This window comes from Lacrimispora sp. 210928-DFI.3.58, from assembly GCF_020554865.1.
Classification (GTDB): Bacteria; Bacillota; Clostridia; order Lachnospirales; family Lachnospiraceae; genus Enterocloster.
Map to the genome: position 1 here is coordinate 21,441 of NZ_JAJCIC010000037.1, position 20,207 is coordinate 41,647.

Annotated in this window: 20 protein-coding genes; 18 read left to right on the forward strand and 2 right to left on the reverse strand. The window is 50.3% G+C overall.

Annotated features, from left to right (window positions below; all coding sequences use genetic code 11):
* The 11 genes from cysK (at position 1) to LIZ87_RS18290 (ending at position 11,396) form a co-directional block, all read left to right on the forward strand.
* Positions 1-933, forward strand: a complete 933-nt coding sequence (cysK, locus tag LIZ87_RS18240) for a cysteine synthase A (RefSeq protein WP_227148735.1) — start codon at positions 1-3, stop codon at positions 931-933.
* A 107-nt stretch (positions 934-1,040) separates the two neighbouring features.
* Positions 1,041-1,748, forward strand: coding sequence for a DUF1847 domain-containing protein (locus tag LIZ87_RS18245; protein ID WP_178314154.1), 708 nt, complete (start codon positions 1,041-1,043; stop codon positions 1,746-1,748).
* 4 nt (positions 1,749-1,752) lie between these two features.
* Entirely contained in the window at positions 1,753-2,667 is a 915-nt protein-coding gene (locus LIZ87_RS18250) for an XdhC family protein (RefSeq protein WP_227148736.1), read from the forward strand.
* 72 nt (positions 2,668-2,739) lie between these two features.
* Positions 2,740-3,924, forward strand: coding sequence for a class I SAM-dependent methyltransferase (locus LIZ87_RS18255; RefSeq protein WP_227148737.1), 1,185 nt, complete (start codon positions 2,740-2,742; stop codon positions 3,922-3,924).
* A 178-nt stretch (positions 3,925-4,102) separates the two neighbouring features.
* Positions 4,103-5,356, forward strand: coding sequence for a PTS sugar transporter subunit IIC (locus tag LIZ87_RS18260; RefSeq protein WP_178317209.1), 1,254 nt, complete (start codon positions 4,103-4,105; stop codon positions 5,354-5,356).
* Between the two features lie 61 nt (positions 5,357-5,417).
* A complete protein-coding gene (locus LIZ87_RS18265; RefSeq protein WP_227148738.1) occupies positions 5,418-7,430 on the forward strand; it encodes an HTH domain-containing protein in 2,013 nt (670 codons plus the stop codon).
* 47 nt (positions 7,431-7,477) lie between these two features.
* On the forward strand, positions 7,478-7,774 hold the full coding sequence (locus LIZ87_RS18270; protein WP_178317207.1) for a PTS sugar transporter subunit IIB: 297 nt from the start codon (positions 7,478-7,480) through the stop codon (positions 7,772-7,774).
* A 6-nt stretch (positions 7,775-7,780) separates the two neighbouring features.
* Entirely contained in the window at positions 7,781-8,095 is a 315-nt protein-coding gene (locus tag LIZ87_RS18275) for a PTS lactose/cellobiose transporter subunit IIA (protein WP_178317206.1), read from the forward strand.
* A gap of 15 nt (positions 8,096-8,110) precedes the next feature.
* Positions 8,111-8,833 carry a purine-nucleoside phosphorylase gene (gene deoD, locus LIZ87_RS18280; protein ID WP_178317205.1) on the forward strand — a complete coding sequence of 241 codons (723 nt, stop codon included), beginning with the start codon at positions 8,111-8,113 and terminating at the stop codon, positions 8,831-8,833.
* 2 nt (positions 8,834-8,835) lie between these two features.
* Positions 8,836-9,759 (forward strand): HAD family hydrolase, encoded by a 924-nt coding sequence (locus LIZ87_RS18285; protein ID WP_178317204.1) that lies wholly within the window; start codon positions 8,836-8,838, stop codon positions 9,757-9,759.
* A complete protein-coding gene (locus LIZ87_RS18290) occupies positions 9,756-11,396 on the forward strand; it encodes a glycoside hydrolase family 13 protein (RefSeq protein WP_178317203.1) in 1,641 nt (546 codons plus the stop codon). The genes LIZ87_RS18285 and LIZ87_RS18290 overlap by 4 nt, the downstream gene beginning before the upstream one ends.
* A gap of 68 nt (positions 11,397-11,464) precedes the next feature.
* Here LIZ87_RS18290 and LIZ87_RS18295 read toward each other — a convergent pair whose 3' ends face one another.
* Both LIZ87_RS18295 and LIZ87_RS18300 read right to left on the reverse strand, forming a co-directional pair.
* On the reverse strand, positions 11,465-12,058 hold the full coding sequence (locus tag LIZ87_RS18295; RefSeq protein WP_227148739.1) for a biotin transporter BioY: 594 nt from the start codon (positions 12,056-12,058) through the stop codon (positions 11,465-11,467).
* 149 nt (positions 12,059-12,207) lie between these two features.
* Positions 12,208-13,458 carry a tRNA(Met) cytidine acetate ligase gene (locus LIZ87_RS18300; RefSeq protein WP_178315521.1) on the reverse strand — a complete coding sequence of 417 codons (1,251 nt, stop codon included), beginning with the start codon at positions 13,456-13,458 and terminating at the stop codon, positions 12,208-12,210.
* Between the two features lie 475 nt (positions 13,459-13,933).
* Here LIZ87_RS18300 and LIZ87_RS18305 point away from each other — a divergent pair, with 475 nt between their 5' ends.
* The 7 genes from LIZ87_RS18305 (at position 13,934) to LIZ87_RS18335 (ending at position 19,936) form a co-directional block, all read left to right on the forward strand.
* Positions 13,934-15,406, forward strand: coding sequence for a S1C family serine protease (locus LIZ87_RS18305; protein WP_227148740.1), 1,473 nt, complete (start codon positions 13,934-13,936; stop codon positions 15,404-15,406).
* A 143-nt stretch (positions 15,407-15,549) separates the two neighbouring features.
* Positions 15,550-15,882: a cyclic-di-AMP receptor gene (locus LIZ87_RS18310; RefSeq protein ID WP_178314805.1), complete on the forward strand. Its 333-nt coding sequence runs from the start codon at positions 15,550-15,552 to the stop codon at positions 15,880-15,882.
* Positions 15,883-16,078: 196 nt separating this feature from the next.
* Positions 16,079-17,074 (forward strand): phosphate acetyltransferase, encoded by a 996-nt coding sequence (gene pta, locus LIZ87_RS18315; RefSeq protein WP_178314803.1) that lies wholly within the window; start codon positions 16,079-16,081, stop codon positions 17,072-17,074.
* A gap of 59 nt (positions 17,075-17,133) precedes the next feature.
* A complete protein-coding gene (locus LIZ87_RS18320; RefSeq protein WP_178314801.1) occupies positions 17,134-18,330 on the forward strand; it encodes an acetate/propionate family kinase in 1,197 nt (398 codons plus the stop codon).
* 129 nt (positions 18,331-18,459) lie between these two features.
* A complete protein-coding gene (locus LIZ87_RS18325; protein WP_178314799.1) occupies positions 18,460-18,987 on the forward strand; it encodes a YceD family protein in 528 nt (175 codons plus the stop codon).
* A gap of 3 nt (positions 18,988-18,990) precedes the next feature.
* Positions 18,991-19,173: a 50S ribosomal protein L32 gene (rpmF, locus tag LIZ87_RS18330; protein WP_002564324.1), complete on the forward strand. Its 183-nt coding sequence runs from the start codon at positions 18,991-18,993 to the stop codon at positions 19,171-19,173.
* A 121-nt stretch (positions 19,174-19,294) separates the two neighbouring features.
* Positions 19,295-19,936: a helix-turn-helix transcriptional regulator gene (locus LIZ87_RS18335; RefSeq protein WP_227148741.1), complete on the forward strand. Its 642-nt coding sequence runs from the start codon at positions 19,295-19,297 to the stop codon at positions 19,934-19,936.
* Positions 19,937-20,207: the final 271 nt, after the last annotated feature.

Here is a 20,207-nt window from a genome sequence, read left to right on the forward strand (position 1 = left end):
ATGAGCAAGATCTATACTTCTGCTGACCAGCTGATCGGGAAGACCCCATTGTTGGAGCTTACACACATAGAAAAGGAAGAGGGACTGGAGGCCCGCCTTTTGGGAAAGCTGGAATATTTTAATCCCGCTGGCTCCGTAAAGGACCGTATTGCCAAGGCCATGATCGATGATGCGGAGGCAAAGGGACAGTTAAAGCCGGGATCCGTCATTATTGAGCCAACCTCAGGAAATACGGGCATCGGGCTGGCATCGGTGGCAGCTGCCAGGGGCTATCGTATCATCATCGTCATGCCGGAGACCATGAGTGTGGAGCGCCGCCAGCTCATGAAAGCCTATGGGGCCGAGCTTGTGCTGACAGAAGGAGCAAAGGGCATGAAGGGTGCGATCGCAAAGGCAGATGAGCTGGCAAAGGAGATCCCGGACAGCTTCATCCCAGGCCAGTTTGTAAATCCGGCCAATCCTGAAGTCCACAGAAATACCACGGGCCCGGAGATCTGGGAGGATACAGACGGCAAGGTGGACATTTTTGTGGCAGGTGTTGGTACCGGAGGAACCGTCACAGGCGTAGGAGAATACTTAAAGAGCCGGAATCCGGAGGTGAGGGTAGTGGCGGTTGAGCCTGCCAGCTCCCCGGTGCTGAGCAAAGGCGTTTCCGGCTCCCATAAGATCCAGGGAATCGGCGCAGGCTTTGTACCGGATGTGCTCAATACCGGAGTTTACGATGAGGTCATTGCCGTGGAAAATAAGGATGCCTTTGATACGGGCAAAAAGATCGGCCGGGCAGAGGGCGTACTGGTAGGTATTTCCTCAGGAGCCGCTGTATGGGCTGCCATTGAGCTGGCAAAGCGTCCTGAGAATAAGGGAAAGACCATCGTTGCACTGCTGCCGGATACCGGAGACCGTTATCTTTCCACACCGCTGTTTGAAGATTAGCACATAAAAAACAGGCTGCTTTTATCCAAAGAGGGATTAACGGCAGCCTGTTTTTTTGATATAATTGTGGAACAAAATGGAAAATCACAGGGAGGAGTTATTACATCATGGGAAAAAAGGAAGAAAAGAAAGGCAAGAAAAAAGAGAAAAAGGAGAAACAGCCGGCTGCATCCTATCCCCACAGCTGTACGGACTGCGGAGTAGTCAATTGCGGCAAAAGGAACAGTAAATATCCGGACTTTTGCCTGACCGCCAAGCTGAGCGAGGAAGAGATCGCAAAGGTGGTGAAATTATACACGGATGAAAAAGAGAACAGGAAGATCGCCATTGCGTCAGCCGAGGTGGAAGGGGAGTTTTATGGAAAATACACACGTGTAGAAGAGATCATGGCAGTGGCAAGGAGGATCGGAGCGAAAAAGATCGGGATCGCCACCTGTGCAGGCCTGATCGAGGAAAGCCGCATTTTTGCCAGGATATTGAAGCTGAATGGATTTGATGTCTACGGCGCTGCCTGCAAAGTAGGCTCTGTAGATAAGGTTACTATCGGTATAGAGGAGAAATACACCTGCCGTACAGGACCTGTCATGTGCAATCCCATTTTACAGGCAAAGCTTTTAAACAAGGCAAAAACGGATTTTAATGTGGTGGTGGGCCTGTGCGTTGGACATGACAGCCTGTTCTACAAATATTCGAAGGCGCTGTGTACCACGCTGATCACAAAGGACCGTGTATTGGCACACAACCCGGCAGGGGCGCTTTACCAGTCAAGGGCATATTACAAGCGTCTGCTGGAAAAGGAAATATGGGAGGAATAGCTGTATGAAGGAACGTTTTCAGCGTGTGTTTGAGGCGGTCTGCGAGGGAAGGCCGGGAGCACTGGAATTTGAGGCAGAGGGTATCCTCTATACGCGCAATTTCCGTCCAAAAGAGCGTCTTATATTGTTGGGAGGAGGGCATATATCACAGCCCTTATGTGCCTTTGCTTCTGCCCTGGGCTTTGAGGTCACAGTGGTGGATGACCGCCCCTCTTTTGCCAACTCGCCCCGCTTCCCGGAGGCGAAAGCCGTTGTATGTGATGAATTTCAACATGCAATAAAGGCGCTGGACATCCGGAAGAACGATTATGTGGCAGTGATCACAAGAGGCCACCGGTATGATGCAGACTGCCTCCGGGCAGTGCTGGGAGGGACAGAGCCTCTGTACCTGGGGATGATCGGCTCGCGCCGGAGAGGCATAGAGCTGCTGAAGCTCCTGGGGGAAGAGGGCTTTGAAAAAGAACTCCTGAATAGGATACATACGCCCATCGGCATTCCCATCAATGCGCTTACCATACAGGAGATCGCCATCTCCATTGTGGCGGAGCTGATCCAGTGCCGCAGGCGGGAGACCAGCCGCCGGTCAAAGAGCCGGATACTCACCAACGAGGAGATCGATCTGGAGCTGCTCCGGTTCCTGGCAGAGGATACCAGGCCAAAGGCAGTATTGATCGTGTATGAGACAGGAGGCTCCACACCTGTAAAATCAGGAGCCTACATGGCGGTCACAGAAGAAATGCAGACAAAGGGCTCTATAGGAGGCGGCTGCAGTGAGAGCGCTGTCCTCCATGAGGCCAGGAAGCTCATCGGCACAGGAGAAAGCCGTACAGTCACCATCGATATGAGCAATGATGTGGCGGGGGAGGAAGGAATGGTCTGCGGCGGCCAGATGAAGGTCTGGATTGCAGATATGGCATAGGTTGTGCTATACTGGTCTGGCAGAGGTGCGTGAAAGGACCTCTGTGAATCAGGAATCTGCAGGAGAAAAAACATGAACCAGGAAGAACGCATACAGATCGAAGCATTGCTGGATACCTTTTTAAATCCTTCTTTGACACGCATTATACTGAGTAATCCCTGCGAAGCGGATAAGCTCTCCAAATCCAGGCTACGTCCCCTGCTCATAAAGGGCAGCCTCATGTTCCAGGCGGAGGAACAGGTGGGAAAACAGGCCTTCCACCGGAATATGGATATGGCAGAGACAAAGGCTTATGTCACAGACTTACTGGAACACGCCTTCCGTCAGGCAGAGATACAGTCAGAGCTGGGGAGCGGCCAGGTGCTTGTGAGCAAAAAGGGAAAGGTCACCGTGAAGAAAAAGATGGAGCAGACCCCGCCCCGTCCCATGATAGCCCCCTCAAAGCTGATGGAGCACAACCGCAGGAAGCGCTACATCCTGGAGGAGGGACGCCCGGTGCCCTTCCTGGTGGACTTGGGCGTGATGACAAAGGACGGAAAGGTGGTAAACAGCCACTATGACAAGTACCGCCAGATCAACCGCTTTCTGGAATTTATAGAGGATATCCTTCCCAATTTAAATCAGGAGGAGGAGACCACCATTATTGACTTTGGATGCGGGAAATCCTACCTCACCTTTGCCATGTACCATTATTTAAAGGAACTGAAGGGGTATCCGGTACGCATCATCGGGCTGGACCTAAAGCAGGATGTCATCGACAACTGCAGCCGTCTTGCCAGAGCTTACGGCTATGAGAGCTTAAGCTTCTGCCATGGAGATATTGCTTCCTATGAGGGCGTCAGCCATGTGGACATGGTAGTCACCCTGCATGCCTGCGATACAGCCACGGATTACGCCCTGGAAAAGGCAGTGCAGTGGGGAGCGAAGGTCATCCTGTCTGTACCCTGCTGCCAGCATGAGCTGAACCGTCAGATGAGCTGTGATCTCCAGAAGCCGATGCTCCAGTACGGCCTTCTAAAGGAGCGTATGGCCGCCCTCTACACAGACGGGATCAGAGCCCAGGTCCTGGAATACAGAGGCTACCGTACCCAGATACTGGAATTTATCGACATGGAGCACACGCCGAAGAATATCCTTATCCGCGCTGTATATCAGGGAAAGGAAAAGGACAATAAGGAGCAGATAAGAGACCTTCTGGCCTTTCTCCAGGCAGAGCCCGCAATCGTAAGGCTGCTGGCGCCTGAGATGCTTCCTTAGGAAACCTGAATGCGCCCAGCAGCGGACGCACCGCCGCATCATAAAAGTTTGGCAGGCACTTTTGAACAGTTTATCAAAAATTACCGTACCTATGAGGAATTTAATTATTTGAGCTGTTGGATTTCCTATTTTATAATAAGAACAATATCAATTTCCACATAAGGAGGGCTCATAAAGTATGAATAAGCTTCAGAAATGGCTTGAAAAGTGGATGATGCCGATCGCAAAGGTATTGGAAAAGCAGAAGCATCTCCAGTCCATTAAGGACGGCATTGTAGGCATTGTGCCGATCATCATCATTGGTTCCTTCTGCCTTGTACCTACGGGTATCGGCAACCTGATCGGCGGCGGAGTGTCAGAATGGGTGAATGCCCACAACAGTATCATTACACTGCCAACCTATTTTACCACAAACATCATGTCCCTGTATGCGGCGCTGTACATAGCCAATTCATTGGCAAAGCGCTACAAGATCAAGAATGTGCTGGTAGGTGCATCTGCGATCCTGGTGCATTTGATCCTGTCTGTTACCATAGGAGAGGACGGCGGCTGGGTAGTGACCTATCTGGCAGCAGAAGGACTTTTTACTGCCATCATTTCAGCAATCTTTGCGGTTGAGGTCATGCGTCTCTGCAGCAAATACCATCTGACAATCAAAATGCCTGACAGCGTACCTCCAATGGTTGCTGACAGCTTTTCCATTCTGATCCCTCTGGTGATCGATGTGGTTGCAGCAACGGCTGTTTCCGTTCTGTGCCAGAGCGTGGGAGGAACCGTATTCCCACAGGTGATTATGAATATCCTGGCTCCGGCGATCACATCCATGGATTCTCTTCCGGCAGTTATGATCGTTGTTTCCCTGACACAGCTTCTGTGGGTGTTCGGCCTGCACGGTGCAGCTATCACCTCCAGTGTGTGGGCACCTTTTGCAATCGCCAATGCAACAGCAAACGCAGCAGCTGTTGCAGCAGGGCAGGCTCCTGCCCATGTATTTACATTCGGCTTCTATTATGGATTTTTACAGGTAAGCGGCTCCGGTATGACTCTGGGCCTGGTATTACTTATGATGTTCTCTAAGGCAAAGTCCTTACGGACCATTGGCAAGGTGGGTATTATCCCTTCTCTGTTTGGTGTGAACGAGCCAATCATTTTCGGTGTTCCCATTATCATGAATCCATTTTTAATGCTTCCCTTTGTAATTGGACCTGTGATCGTGGCCGCATTGGATTACCTGGCTATGGCTTCGGGCTTTGTAGGCCTTCCCCTTTGGGAGGCTCCTGGCTTCCTGCCTCCCGGCTTCCAGGCCTTCCTTCTGACACTGGATTGGAAGGCTGCAGTGATGGCTGTTCTGAATGTGGTCCTTATGGGCATCATGTACTATCCGTTCTTTAAGATGATGGAGGCAGATGAACTGAAGAAGGAAAATGGCTGAGTAGTTACTGGAATTCGGACAGGCCTTGTGCTATACTTGACAGCAAAAGGAGGAGTTGCTTTTGCTGTCAATACGTCAGAAAAATATGCTTCAATCGATCGTGGGGCATCCAGAAGGAATTTCGGGAAAGCAGCTGTCTGAGCAGCTCCGGGTCAGTGGGAAAACGATACGCAATGATGTGGCTGCTGTTAACCGCTGGCTGAAAGAGCTGGGCTGTTGCATCAGTGCTTCCCAGAAGAACGGATATTTTATTGAAGAGGAAAACAAAAATAAAGTCAATTTGATCCTGGAAAGCTTAAATCAGCCAGAGCAGAGTAAGGAGGCACAGACACCCAGGGAGCGCCGTTTTGCTGTGATGGACCGGGTACTGGGGCGTCCGGGGATCAATATTTATCAAATGGCAGAACGTATGTGCGTTTCTGAGCAGACCCTTTACAAGGACATTGCCTATCTGGAGAGGATACTAAAAAAGGAGTATGATTTCCATGGTCTCTGGGTGCAGGGCGGCAGGGTCGCTATGTATGCGCCGGAAAGCGAGATCCGCAGAATGGTGCTCTGCCTGGTCATGAACTGTATTTTGGAAAGCGGACAGCTGATGGATAGCTGCCTGTATAATCTGATGCGGGGGATCGTCAATCTGCGTGAGATCCACACCTTTTACCAGTATGTGGAGGCGTATTGCAGGAGGAAGGGGATCATTGTATCAGATCAGCTTCTTTATATTGCCGCCTGGGTGGTATTTTATACCAATGTCAGAAGGGAGGAGACCTTTTTTCTGGAGATCCAGGAGGATTTCCGGCATGATGATGAGTTGGCAGATCTATTGAAGGAAATGAACCGATCCTTCTTTCTGGAACTGGAAGAATGTGATCTGGAATTTATGTACCGCTTCCTTCAGGCTGCAGGTTTTCCGGAAGATGGTTCGCAGTCAGCGTGGAACTTTGAGCGTTTGGGATATCCGAAGGGACGGACGTCCTTGCAGGATGACAGGGATGCCGCAGAGGCAAAGGAATTATTTCAAATTTTTCAGGAAAAACTATTCTATCAGTATGGTATTTCCTTTTTAGATAAAACACAGATCAGTGAATGTTTTTATCAGAATCTGGTCTGCCTGATCCGCAGGCTGAAACTGAAGATTCAGATCGGCGGAATATCTTCCAAGGATTCCATGGATCAGCCGGGAGCCGCATACCGGGGTGCAATGCTGTTAAATATTCTGATCCATAAGCAGTATGGAGTTTACTTAAGGGCTGGGGAGCTTTGGCAGATCACAGAATATCTCCAGGTCTGTGAGAGCAGAAAGGGGAAGGCGGTCCGGGCACTGGTTGTGTATGGAGCGGCTTCCGCCTGGTATTATCAGGTGTGCCGTTGGATCACGGAGCAGTTTCAGCAGAAGGTGCTTATATGCGGGGTATGTCCTCAGTATCTTCTTGAAACGGCCTGCCGTGAAAGACAGCCGGACTTATTGATCTCTGCCCAGCCTATGGAGGTCAGGATGGAGCTCCCACAGCTGACGCTTTCAGGTTCCCCTTCAGAGGCGGAGCAGCGCAGAATGAAGAGCTTTTTAGATGAGCTTCTGATGAAAAAGCAGCTTATGGATTCCAGAGATTTTCTCCTTTCACGTGTTCAGATCCGTTTTTTTGAGGAGGAGCTGTCATTAAAAGAGGCTGCTGTTTCCTGCTCGCAGTCCCTTGTAGAAATGGGATGTTTTCCCGGAGAAGGTTTGGAAGATGAGGAGTGCAGAAGGCTTTTACAGGCAGCAGAGGAAGGCTTTGGACGGAGGACAGAGGGATACTGGTTCTTTCTTCCTGTAGAGCGTACAGCCTGTTCTGACGGTATCAGCATTTGTGTGATAAACGGATCAGACGGTCCTGTGAGGGTTGCGGCAATGGCCGCGTTCCGGCCATGGACGGTTTCTGAAAACGAAGCCGGATCGGACATCGGCAGAGATGGTGTCTGCGAAGCGCTCTGGAGGCTGCTCCAGTCAGAGGAGCAGGCAGAGAAAATTTGGAAGGCGGGCAATGAGGAGCAGGTGTTTGGCCTGATCGAGAAAGCGATCCAAGATCAAAAGTGATAACATGGTAATATATAAGAGAAAGAATATTCAGGAGGTAATCAGGGATGAGAGTTTTGGTTGTTTGCAATGCAGGTATGTCCAGTTCGATTCTGGTAAAGAAGATGAAGGAGTACGCAGCTTCCCAGGGAGAAGCGCTGGAGATCAAGGCAGTCAGCAGCGCAGCTGCAGAGGATGAGGCAGGCGAGTGGGATGTGTGTCTGGTAGGCCCACAGCTTATGCATGCAGTAGATGAGATACAGGAGGCTGTGGAGGTGCCCACTGCAGCCGTTGAGATGCGAACCTATGCAATGGCAGACGGAAAAGCCGCATTAGCTCAGGCAAAAGCACTGTTAGGAGAATAAGAGGCTATGGTTGATATTGAAGCATTAACGATGCAGGCCATGGGGATCGTCACCTATGCCGGGATGGCAAAATCCAGCTATATCAATGCGTTAAAGTGCGCCAAAAAGCATGAGACAGAGGAGGCAGGAAAGCTTCTGAAGGAAGGCGATTCCATGCTGGCTCAGGCACATGAGAGCCATATGGGGCTGCTCCAGAAGGAAGCAGAGAGCCTTGAGCCTCAGGTCTGCCTGATGATCGTCCATGGAGAGGATCAGCTGATGTCATGTGAGACAATACGTCTGCTGGTAACAGAACTGATGGAAATTTATGGAAACCAATAAAAGGAATGGTTGACGATGGCAACAATACATAATCAGGCATCCCGGAATGAGATTGCTTCGGTAGTCTTAATGCCGGGGGATCCCTTGCGGGCAAAAGGGATCGCAGAGCAGTATCTGGAGCAGGCATTCCAGTTTAACAGCACCCGCAATATGCTGGGATATACCGGATGGTACAAGAAAACCAGGATATCCGTGATGGGCGGCGGTATGGGAGGCCCCTCTACAGGGATCTATGCCCATGAGCTGTACCGCAAATATGATGTGGACACCATTATACGGGTGGGCTCCTGCGGCGCTTTTTCGGAGCAGATAGCAATGGGTGATGTGCTTCTTGTGGAGGAAAGCTGGAGCGAGTCCACCTTTGCCCAGACATATGACGGATATAAGGATTCCTGGGAGTATCCTTCAGGTGAATTGAACGCAATCATCATGCGGGCGGCAGCGGAGCAGGGAAAGCAGGTGAGGCTGGCAAAGATCCATTCGACAGACTGCTTTTACCGGATGGACCGGGAAGCGAATTTCAAGATCCGTGAAAAGTACGGATGTGTGGCAGAGGAGATGGAAAGCTTTGCGCTGTTTCATGTGGCAAGGGCCGCAGGGAAAAAGGCGGCAGCCCTGCTGACAGTAAGCGACCATTCCATTACTCACGAAGCGATTTCCGCAGAGGAACGCCAGAGAACCTTTGAGGATATGATAGAGATCGCCTTAATGGCGGCGAAAAAGGAGACAGGAGAGTAGGAATGGAACAGAGCCAACACACACTTTCGCTGATCGCCTCAGATCCAGAGCGGAGCCAGAAGATCCGTGTGGTAGTCAGTGATATGGATGGTTCTTTTTTGAATGGAGCAGGCAAGGTCAGCAAGGCCAACAGGGAGGCGGTAAAACGGCTCCAGGAGGCAGGCCTCCGCTTTATCGTCTGCACGGGAAGGACCTTTGGGGAGGCATCTCTTCCCTTGAAGGAGGCAGGCATTGCCTGTGATATGATTGCCATGAATGGAGCAGCGATCTATGGAAAGGACGGGAAGCTGAAAAGGGAGCATTTCCTTTCTATGGACAAGGTCCGCGCGGTATTCCAGGCTGTCAGGGATTGGCAGAAGGAGCTGATCCTCCAGCTGGTGACAGATCAGGGAGAGTATATTGTGGCGGAGGAGGAAGTATTCCGCCATTTCTTTTTAACACGGCTGTTTCCGGGAAAGGACCGTACCAGGGAGGAAGAAGACCTGATATTAAAGCCCTACCGACGGATCGTGCCGGAAGCATTTTTCCGTATGGAGCTGAAATGCTATAAAGCAGTGACGCTGAGCGAGGATGTGGACCTGATCCGCCAGATCGAGGGCAGGCTAAAGCAGATACCAGAAGTGTGTGTCGCAGCCTCCTTTTCCACGAACTGGGAGATCACCAACAAATATGCCAGTAAGGGAGAGGGACTGACGGACTATATCCGGTCTCTGGGCTGTTCGCTGAATCAGGTAATGGCCTTTGGCGATGGAGATAATGACAGGACGATGCTTTCTCTGCCTCTGGGCTGGTCGGTTGCCATGGGAAATGCCAGCGAAGGCTTAAAGAAAGCAGCAGATATGATCACCCTGTCCAATGAGGAGGATGGCTTTGCTGAGGCGGCAGATGCTCTGCTTGAGGCAAACAGAAGGAGAAGAGAGCAATGAAGCATAAAAAAGACTGGTTTAAGGAGCTTGTGATCTATCAGATTTACCCACGGAGTTTCCAGGATGGAAATGGGGATGGGATCGGAGATTTAAAGGGCATGGCCGAACGGCTGGATTATCTGAAGGAGCTGGGCATCAACGCGGTATGGATGTCCCCTGTCTATGCTTCTCCTAATGTGGATAATGGATACGACATCTCCGATTATTACCGCATTATGGAAGAATTTGGGACAATGGAGGACTGGGAGGCATTCCGGGACGGCGCTCATGAGAGAGGCATCGCCATTATCATGGACCTGGTATTAAACCACAGCTCTGACCTGCACCCCTGGTTCCAGGAGTCCAAAAAGTCCAGAGACAACAAATTCAGTGATTATTATATCTGGCGTGATCCGGCGGAGGACGGGGGCGCGCCAAACGGATGGCTGTCCGTATTCGGCGGAAGCGCCTGGGAATATGTGCCGGAGAGGGGGCAGTATTACCTCCATTTTTTTGCCAGGCAGCAGCCGGATCTGAACTGGGCCAATGACGAGGCCAGGGAGAAGATCCTTGATATTGTGCGGTTCTGGAATAAAAAGGGTGTGGATGGCTACCGGATCGATGCGATCAGCTATCTGGACAAGGGGCTGGACGGAAGGGCAGATATGAGCCAGGCATTTGGAACCTCCTCCTGCGCAAATCTGGAGGGAACCCACCAGTACATCCAGGAAATGGTGGCGAAGACCATAGCGCCGGACCATCTGATGACAGTGGGAGAGGTCATCGTGAATACCCCCCAGGATGCATGGAATTACACCAGCGCATCCAGAGGGGAATTTAATATGGCGATCCCTTTTATTCCGCCCATTGTGGAGATTGAGACCTGGTCTCCAACGAATTTCAAAAAAAATCTTGCAGAGACCTACGAGACGTTGAAGAAGGACGGATGGTGGGCCAGATTCTTAAGCAATCACGACAAGCCGCGGCAGGTGTCACTGTACGGCAATGACGGAGCGTATTGGAAGGAGTCCGCTAAGATGCTGGCGTCCTACCTGCACACCCTTCCCGGTTCTCCCTTTGTATTCCAGGGAGAGGAGATCGGCATGACGAACATCAAGCTTCCTTCCATTGATGACTATAATGATATTGACACACGCAATTACTACAAGACCATGCTTCAGGAGGGTGCCTCTGAGGAGGAGGCCTTGAGGGTATCCCAAAACATCAGCCGTGACAACGCCAGAACGCCGATGCAGTGGAACTCCTCCGTCCATGGAGGCTTTTCCCTGGCAGAGCCCTGGCTTCCGGTGAATCCAAATTACCGGGAGATCAATGTGGAGCAGCAGCTGCAGGATGAGGATTCGATCTTCCATTTCTATCAGAAGCTTATAAGGCTGAGAAAGGAGAATCCGGTCATGGTCTACGGTGATTTCCAGCTGGTTTCCGAGACAGAGGGGCCGGTGATCGCCTTCATCAGAAGCCTGGAGGGAACTGCCTGGCTTGCTGTCCACAATTTTTCAGAAGAAGAGCAGAAGCTCTGCTGGGATGGAGTGAGGGCGGACAGCGAGGTGATCCTGTCCAACTATAGCAGCCGGGAGGGGAGAGATGGAGAAATCCCTCTTCGCGCCTATGAGACCGTGATCGTAAAGCTTTCATAAATCTGTTTTGGAGTAAAAAAAGCCGCATGTTGTCCGGACATGCGGCTTTTTGCCATACAGAAATGATCCTATTTCAGATATCCGCCCCGGATCAGGGGTTTACGCATCTGGTTTCCGATCACCACGGCAACCACGGTGATGATCACATCCTTTGGTATGAAGGCCACAAAGGAGTAGGCGATGATAGCGCTTAAACTCATATCGCTGGTGAGGCGGGACCACTGGAAGGCGCCGGCAAACTCTACGATCATAAGCCCGATGATGGACAGGATGATCATAACAGCCAGGTTTCTGGTCTTATTCTCTGTCTTCGGACGTATCCCGGAGAGCACTGCCATTACCGGCCAGGCAAGGATATAACCTCCGCTCATGCCAACCAGGACCTGGATGCCGCCCCTAAAGTTGGCAAATACCGGAAGGCCCACAGCCCCCAGCAGAATATATACGACAGTAGCAAAAAATCCCATTTTCCATCCCAGGACCGTCCCCACCAGAGCGATCCCGAATACCTGTATGGTGATGGGGACGCCGGATGGCATGGGAAGAGAGATTTGTGAGATGACAGCCAGAACAGCTGCAAACATGCCTACAAGGACGATGGATTGGGTGGAAATACGCCTCTTTGCAGCAGAGGCATGGATAGAGGATGGAGTAGTGTTCATAAGGATGATCCTTTCTTTGCTATGATATATGTAACAGAACAAGGTTGACTATACCACGCAAAAAGCGAATTGTCAACTTAAATAAAAAAATAAGTTAACAATTCGCTCCGATAAGGCAGCAGCCTCCGGGCAGAACCCTCTTTTATAAGCTAAAGGATGCAGATCTCCTGGTTATATTCATTCTTTCCCACGCATCCGTATTTTTCCCTTTCCAGCACCTGCCGCACATGGCTTGCATGCAGATCCTGGCGGAACATGGCAAGGGCTGTTCCCTCTAACATCCTGTCCGCTGCGGCAGTTTTTACCACCAGGGGGATCGACGACTGCTTCTTGATCGCAGCCATGAGAGGTCCTGCCTCCCTGCGAAAGCCCAGCACCCGCCCATAAGGGGCATATCCGGCCTCTCTGGCCTGGGCGGTCTGTTCCTTTGTAATGCCGAGGAGCAGATGGGTCAGGGCGCGGCTGATCCGTGTATAGGTATACTGCCTTGTCTTAAGCTGCCGTGTACGGCCTTCCCAGTCCGCAAACTGGAGCAGGTGGTGTCTCAGACGGGAGGCTAAATCCCCGGAGACATCCGCATAATCGTCAAAAGCACAGCCCTCCTGAAACAGGGCCAACAGCCTGTAATTGAGTATGCCGGAGCAGTCCCCGGCAAAAAGAGGCTTCCCTTCCATATACAGAGCTCTGATTTCCGGCGGAACATGGGAGAGGTGCCCATTGTCCATTGTCTTATCTGCAAATGCCCTGCGGAGGGCGGAAGCGGAGGCCTGGCCTTCATCAAGCTCCAGATCGTGATAGCCCTGTCCCTTCCTGGGCACAGTGACAGGCTGTATGCTGCAGTGACGGCGCTTAAGGGCCTTGCAGTATTCAATCCCCAAAAGGCTGTTGGGACTTGCCAGGATCTGGTCAAGCTCTTTTTTTGCCAGCGGAAAGTCCTCCTCGGACTCTGCCAGGGAGAGAAGTGCCTGGCTGCGCGCCTGGGGCCAGGTAAGGCCCTCACGGAGTCCGGCCTGTAAAAGAGCCGAAAGGTTTGGCCCTTCCTGGGCAAGGAGAGAGGCAGCCGCCCTGATGGGCTTTATGTCGCCGTTTTCACTTCCAAAGGAGAGCACATCCACAACGCCCAGACCTGCAAGGAGGGCCACGGCGCATGCAGCGAAATCCTCCGCACTGCTGACTGCAAATATGGAAGGGATCTCAAGCACCAGGTCGGCGCCGCAGGAGAGAGCCATGCGGGTGCGCAGATATTTGCTGAAAAATGCAGGCTCTCCCCGCTGTACAAAATCTCCGCTCATCACTGCTACACAGTAATCCGCTCCCGTTATACGCCTGGTTTCCTCCAGATGATACTGATGCCCGCTGTGGAACGGGTTATATTCTGCTACAATTCCGGCAACCTTCATTTCTCTGCACTCCTGTCTGACTTCTGTTTACGGATCATGTCCATTATATCGGGAAACACGTTCCGCGTCCAGATATTCTGTCTCTTGAGTTCCCGCATTTTGCGCTCCGGTTGCCAGGAGGGAGGCCGATGCTCCGGTTTCGGACATAAGAAGCACTAAGCCCCCTGATTTTTCCTAAAAGCCAGAGAGGCATCAATGCAACTCGCTGCGCTCAAACAATCATTGATGCCTCTCTGAACGGAAAAACCAGCGGACTAAGTGCTTCTAATGTCCTGCAAAGTCGCTCCGGCCTCCCTCCTGGCAACCGGAGCGCGAAATGCGGGAACTCAAGCTCCTGTTTATAAATTGATAAGAAGAAGGACACAATTTCTCCACATTTGCGTCACAGATCCACCATAAATCCAAAGTATAGTATGAGCTATCAAGAGGAAAACAGAAAGTTCATATAGAATCATGGATGAAAGGAGACATTATTATGTACGAAAACGAAAATAGAGACAACAGGGAAAATATGGAAGCAAAAGGAACACAGGAGAGTAACGTGAACTGGACCACACCTGCAGGACAGGGCGGCAACCAGGAAACAGGATGGCGTTTTGCACAGAACAGCAGCAGCCAGCCAGGCAATGCACCTTACAGGGAGCAGCAGACATACCAGGGTTACGGACCTCAGAACCAGAGAGGACCGGAACAGCCTGTAAACAGAAAAAGAAGAGGCGGTCTGGCAAGAAAAGCAGCAGGCATTACCGCAGCAGCCGTACTCTTTGGAACAGTATCCGGCGGTGTCATGACAGGTGTCAATTATATCGGCACAAGACTGACAGGAACCTACAATGCAGCCACCCAGGCTGCAGAGGCTCAGACACAGGCTCAGTCAGTACAGGCTGTCCCGGCTGTGAATGCACAAAATTCCGGCAGCCAGACCACGACCCCTGTATCAACAGTTACCGATGTATCAGCCATTGCAGAGGCAGCCATGCCCTCTATTGTTGCCATTAACGATACCATGACAGTACAGCAGCGTGACTTCTTTGGAATGCCCCAGACCTACACGGCACAGAGCAGCGGATCCGGCATTATCATCAGCCAGAATGACACCGAGCTTTTGATCGCCACCAACAACCATGTAGTCCAGGGCGCTCAGGATCTGAAGGTGACATTTAATGACGGCAAGGATGTGGCGGCAGCTGTAAAGGGAACAGATTCTGCATCCGACTTAGCTATTATTGCAGTCCAGCTTTCCGATATCCCGGCAGATACCATGAGCAAGATCAAAGTGGCATCCATCGGAAATTCCGATGACTTAAAGGTAGGACAGCAGGTGATCGCTATCGGCAATGCCTTAGGCTATGGACAGTCACTGACAGTAGGCTATGTGAGTGCCCTTGACCGTGAGATCAAGGATGAGGACGGAGTCGCAAGGACCTTTATCCAGACAGATGCAGCTATCAACCCAGGCAACAGCGGCGGCGCACTTCTTGATATCAATGGAAACCTGATCGGCATCAATGCAGCGAAGACCGCTTCCACAGAGGTGGAGGGCATCGGCTTTGCAATTCCGATTTCCAAGGCCCAGGAGATCCTGAACACCCTGATGACAAAGAAGACCAGGATTGCAGTGGCAGAAGAGGCCCAGGGCTATCTGGGCATCCAGGGAACGAATATTGACGCGTCAGCCTCCAAAGAATTTGGTATGCCTGTTGGTGTCTATGTATATAAGATCTTAGACGGCGGTGCAGCTGCCGCTTCCGGACTGAAGGAAAAGGATATCATTACGAAGTTTGACGGACAGTCTGTTACCAGCATGGAGGAGCTAAAGCAGATGCTCACCTATTATGAGGGAGGTTCTGCTGTCAGCCTTACGGTGCAGTCCCTTGTGGATGGTGCCTATGTGGAGCATGAGGTTGAGATCACCCTGGGTACAAGACCGGCTGAGAGCAAACAGTAAGTAAAATTTATTTGCTATATACGAAATATTCACACCTATTTTACGGAAAATGTGGTATACTGGTTAAAACTGTTTGAAAATGATATGGACACATGGGTGGAAAGCAATGTCCGCCCTGTGGACCTGACAAGGAGGCTCAGCTTATGAAATTAGTGTATGCAATTGTGAGAAATGACAACGAGGATGATGTCGTAAGCCAGTTGACCCAGCACCGCTACAGCGTGACCAGACTGTCTACCACAGGAGGCTTTCTACGGAAGGGCAATACTACACTGATGATCGGCGCAGAAGATGAGAAGGTGGATGAGGTCATCTCCCTCATCAAGCAGGAGTGCGGACAGCACCAGAAGCTCACAGTAAATATGCCTTACATTTCCGGCACCAGCATGGTAAATTACGCTACCATGCCCATGAACGTAGAAGTGGGCGGCGCAACGATCTTTGTGATCAATGTGGAGCATTACGAGAAAATTTAACAGGAGAACAAGATAAAAGGAGCCGGCAGACGGAAGATGACACGCTGCCGGCTCCTTTGCGTTTACTGCAATTTGCCAAAAGAAATGGCTCCGTATTAAAAAAAATGCAAAATTTTCCTAAATTCAACTTGTTTCCCATATCCAGTCCGTATATAATAAAGCTATATGCTTTAAAATAACGAAAGGGGTAAGAACCATGGGATTTATTGATGTAATTAAAGAAAAAGCGAGAGCAGATAAGAAGACGATCGTGCTTCCTGAGTCTATGGACCGCAGAACCTGGGTTGCTGCAGAGAAGATCTTAAAAGAGGATCTGGCAAATCTTGTTATTATCGGCACACCGGAGGACATCGGTGAACACAGCCAGGGCCTGGATGTTTCTGGCGCTACCATCATCAATCCTCAGACCTATGAAAAGACACAGGAGTATATAGATTTATTTGTAGAGTTAAGAAAGTCAAAGGGCATGACGCCTGAGAAGGCAAGAGAGACCATTTTAAGCGACTATGCTTACTATGGCTGCCTGATGATCAAGAAGGGTGATGCAGACGGTATGGTATCCGGTGCCTGCCACTCCACAGCCAATACCTTAAGACCCTGCCTGCAGGTGATCAAGACAAAGCCGGGCACAAAGCTGGTTTCCGCTTTCTTCTTAATGGAAGTGCCGGACTGCCAGTTCGGTGATAATGGCACCTTCGTATTCGCTGACTGCGGACTGAACCAGAATCCAAATCCGGAAGAGCTGGCAGCCATCGCCGTTTCCTCCGCTGAGAGCTTCAAGATGCTGACAGGCAACGAGCCAAGAGTGGCTATGCTGTCCCATTCCTCCAAGGGAAGCGCATCCCATGCAGATGTGGACAAGGTAGTAGAGGCAACTAAGATCGCAAAGGAGATGGCTCCTGAGCTGGCTCTGGACGGAGAGTTACAGCTTGACGCTGCGATCGTTCCTGAGATCGGCGCCTCCAAGGCTCCTGACAGCAAGGTTGCAGGACATGCCAACGTACTGGTATTCCCAGATCTGGATGCAGGCAACATCGGCTACAAGCTGGTGCAGAGACTGGGCAAGGCAGAAGCTTACGGCCCAATGTGCCAGGGTATTGCAAAGCCGGTGAACGACCTGTCCAGAGGCTGCTCTGCTGACGATATCGTAGGCGTAGTTGCCATCACAGCCGTACAGTGCCAGAACCAGTGATGCGAAAGCACTTCGCAGCCACACATAAGAATCAAAATTTGTAAGGAGAATATCAGAACATGAAAATTTTAGTAGTCAACTGCGGAAGCTCTTCCCTTAAGTACCAGTTAATCGATATGGCAGACGAGAGCGTTATTGCAAAGGGCCTTTGCGAGAGGATCGGCATTGAGGGCTCTAAGCTGACCCATCAGCCAGCCGGCAAGGACAAGTTCGTAGTAGAGAACCCAATGCCAGACCACACCGTTGCCATCAAGATGGTAATGGATGCCCTCCAGGATCCGGAGCATGGCGTGATAAAGAGCACCGACGAGATTTCTGCCATCGGCCACCGCGTACTCCACGGCGGTAAGGTTTACAGTGAGTCCATCGTAGTGGACGAGGATGTAAAGCGCGTGATCCGCGAGTGCTTCGACTTAGGACCTCTGCACAATCCTGCAAACCTGATGGGCATCGAGGCCTGCGAGGCTGCTATGCCGGGCAAGCCAAACGTAGCTGTATGGGATACAGGCTTCGGTATGGCTATGCCGGAGAAGGCTTATATGTACGCAATCCCTCATGAGTATTATGAGAAATACAGCATCCGCCGCTATGGCTTCCACGGCACCAGCCATATGTTCGTATCCGGCGAGGCTATCAAGTTCGGCGGTCTGGATCCGGAAAAGGCAAAGGTGATCGTATGCCACTTAGGAAACGGCGCAAGCATTTCCGCATCCATCGGCGGCAAGTGCGTGGACACCAGCATGGGTCTTACCCCTCTTGAGGGCCTGATCATGGGCACCAGAAGCGGCGACATTGATCCTGCTGTTGTACAGTTCATCTGCAACAAGGAAGGCAAGGATGTGAACGAGGTTCTGAACATCCTGAACAAGAAGTCTGGTATCCTGGGCATGAGCGGCGGCATCTCCAGCGACTTCCGTGATATCGAGGCAGCGAAGAAGGAGGGCAACCACTTAGCAGAGGTAGCTCTTGAGGCCTTCATCTACCGCGTAGCAAAGTACATCGGCGCTTACACCGCAGCTATGAACGGCGTTGACGCCATCGCATTCACCGCTGGCGTAGGCGAGAACGACAAGGCAACCAGAAAGGCTGTATGCGAATATCTGGGCTATCTGGGCGTTAAGATCGATGATGAGGCAAATGATGTGAGAGGCAAGAACGCTGTTATCTCCGCTGCTGATTCCAAAGTAAAGGTAATGCTGCTTCCCACCAATGAGGAGCTGGCAATCGCAAGAGAGACAAAGAGACTGACCGAATAAGAGGCGCTGCCATACATCTGGTATAAAAAGTCCGAAAATGACAAAAATTTGCGTATATCTGGAAACTTTTTATTGACAAACCCGGCGCACCTATGTATAATAGCATAGGTGCGTATCAAGGAGTAGGATATGCTGATTAATCTATCAGAACTGTTCCCTGTGGAGGGGAAATCAAAAGTCTATACTGTTCCGATTGAGCTGACGCAGTTTCGTGAGGGCGGAAGCGTTTACGAGATTGTGGAAAAGGAGCCAGTTTCCCTGACGATCACCAACAAGGGAAACCGGGTGATGTCTGTGACAGGAACGGCAGTGCTGAGTCTTGCCATGCCTTGTGCCAGATGCCTGGAGCCTGTGATCGTTCCTTTCCGTCTGGAGATCGACGAGGAATTGGATATGAACCGGACAGCTGAGGAGCGGGAAGTAGATTTCGATGAGCAGTTCTACGTTAATGGTTATAATCTGGATGTAGACCAGCTGGTTGGTAATGAATTAACCCTGAACCTGCCTATGAGAGTTCTCTGCAGTGATGACTGTAAGGGAATTTGCAATAGATGTGGCACAAATCTCAACCGTGGGACTTGTGACTGCGATAACAGGTCACTGGACCCAAGAATGTCAGTTATCCAGGATATTTTTAAACAGTTGAAGGAGGTGTAAACCATGTCTATCTGTCCAAAGAATAAATCTTCTAAAGCTAGAAGAGACAGCCGCAGGGCTAACTGGAAGATGAGCGCTCCCAACCTGGTAAAGTGCAGCAAGTGCGGAGCTCTTATGATGCCTCACAGAGTGTGCAAGGCTTGCGGAAGCTACAACAAGCGTGAGATCGTTTCTGTAGAGGATTAATGTAAAATGAAGTGAAACAAGGCTTCTGGGGAAGGTTCCAGAAGCCTTTGTTTTTAAGCAAAACATCCAAAAAAGAGAATGCCTGTCTGCAAAAAGGAGGGCAGGGTCAGAAAGGTCAGAAATGATTGACATTAATTATGATTTTCTTCAGAGACTTATCCGAAATTTAGGAGAGCTTTTCGGCGACAAATGCGAAATCGTTGTTCATGACTATAGAAATGGGCTGGATCATACAATTATTGATATCGTTAATGGCCAGGTGACTGGACGCAGTGTTGGCGGATGTCCCAGTAAGTCTGTAGTAGAAAAGCTTTCCAGCAATTTAGATGGTGCAGATAATGAACTGGTTTATTTTACGAATTGCGAAAAGGGGAAGATTATCAAATCAGCTACCACATATATTAAAGATAATGATAATCACATTATTGGCTCTGTTTGTGTGAATATGGATATTACAGATCTCCTTTTGGCGGAAAATGCCTTGAAAGCGTTTATTAATTATACTCCTTCTGCTCCTGCCGTTGAGAATTCGGAGGTGCTTGTCCGTAACGTAGATGAATTGCTTCAGTATTATATGAATGAAGTAGAACGAATGATCGGTAAGCCTATGGGATTGATGAGCAAAGCGGAAAAGGTGCAGGCTCTTCGGTATTTGGATCAAAAGGGAGTTTTCAAAATTGCAAAAGCCAGCGTTTCTCTTTGTGAGGCCTTTCATATTTCAAAATATACACTTTACAGCTATTTAGAGGAATCCAGAAATTGATAAAAAATAGTTGAGCGCTAGAGCGCGAAACTATTTGCTACGCAAACGAAGCGAAGCGGAGTTGGCGTTTCCCGTAAGTTTTTATGAAGCGAGGAACGAGCGTAATAAAAAATGCCGGTGAAGGTTATGATTGAACCTTGCCGGCTTTTTTATTCGATAAAAACAAACTATTAGTTATGCTTACAAACTGATTGACATATCACTTCTATAAGATATAGATAGTGTCAATAGTTTTTCGCAAATTTAATTCCTGCCGTTCAGCAGCTGGCAG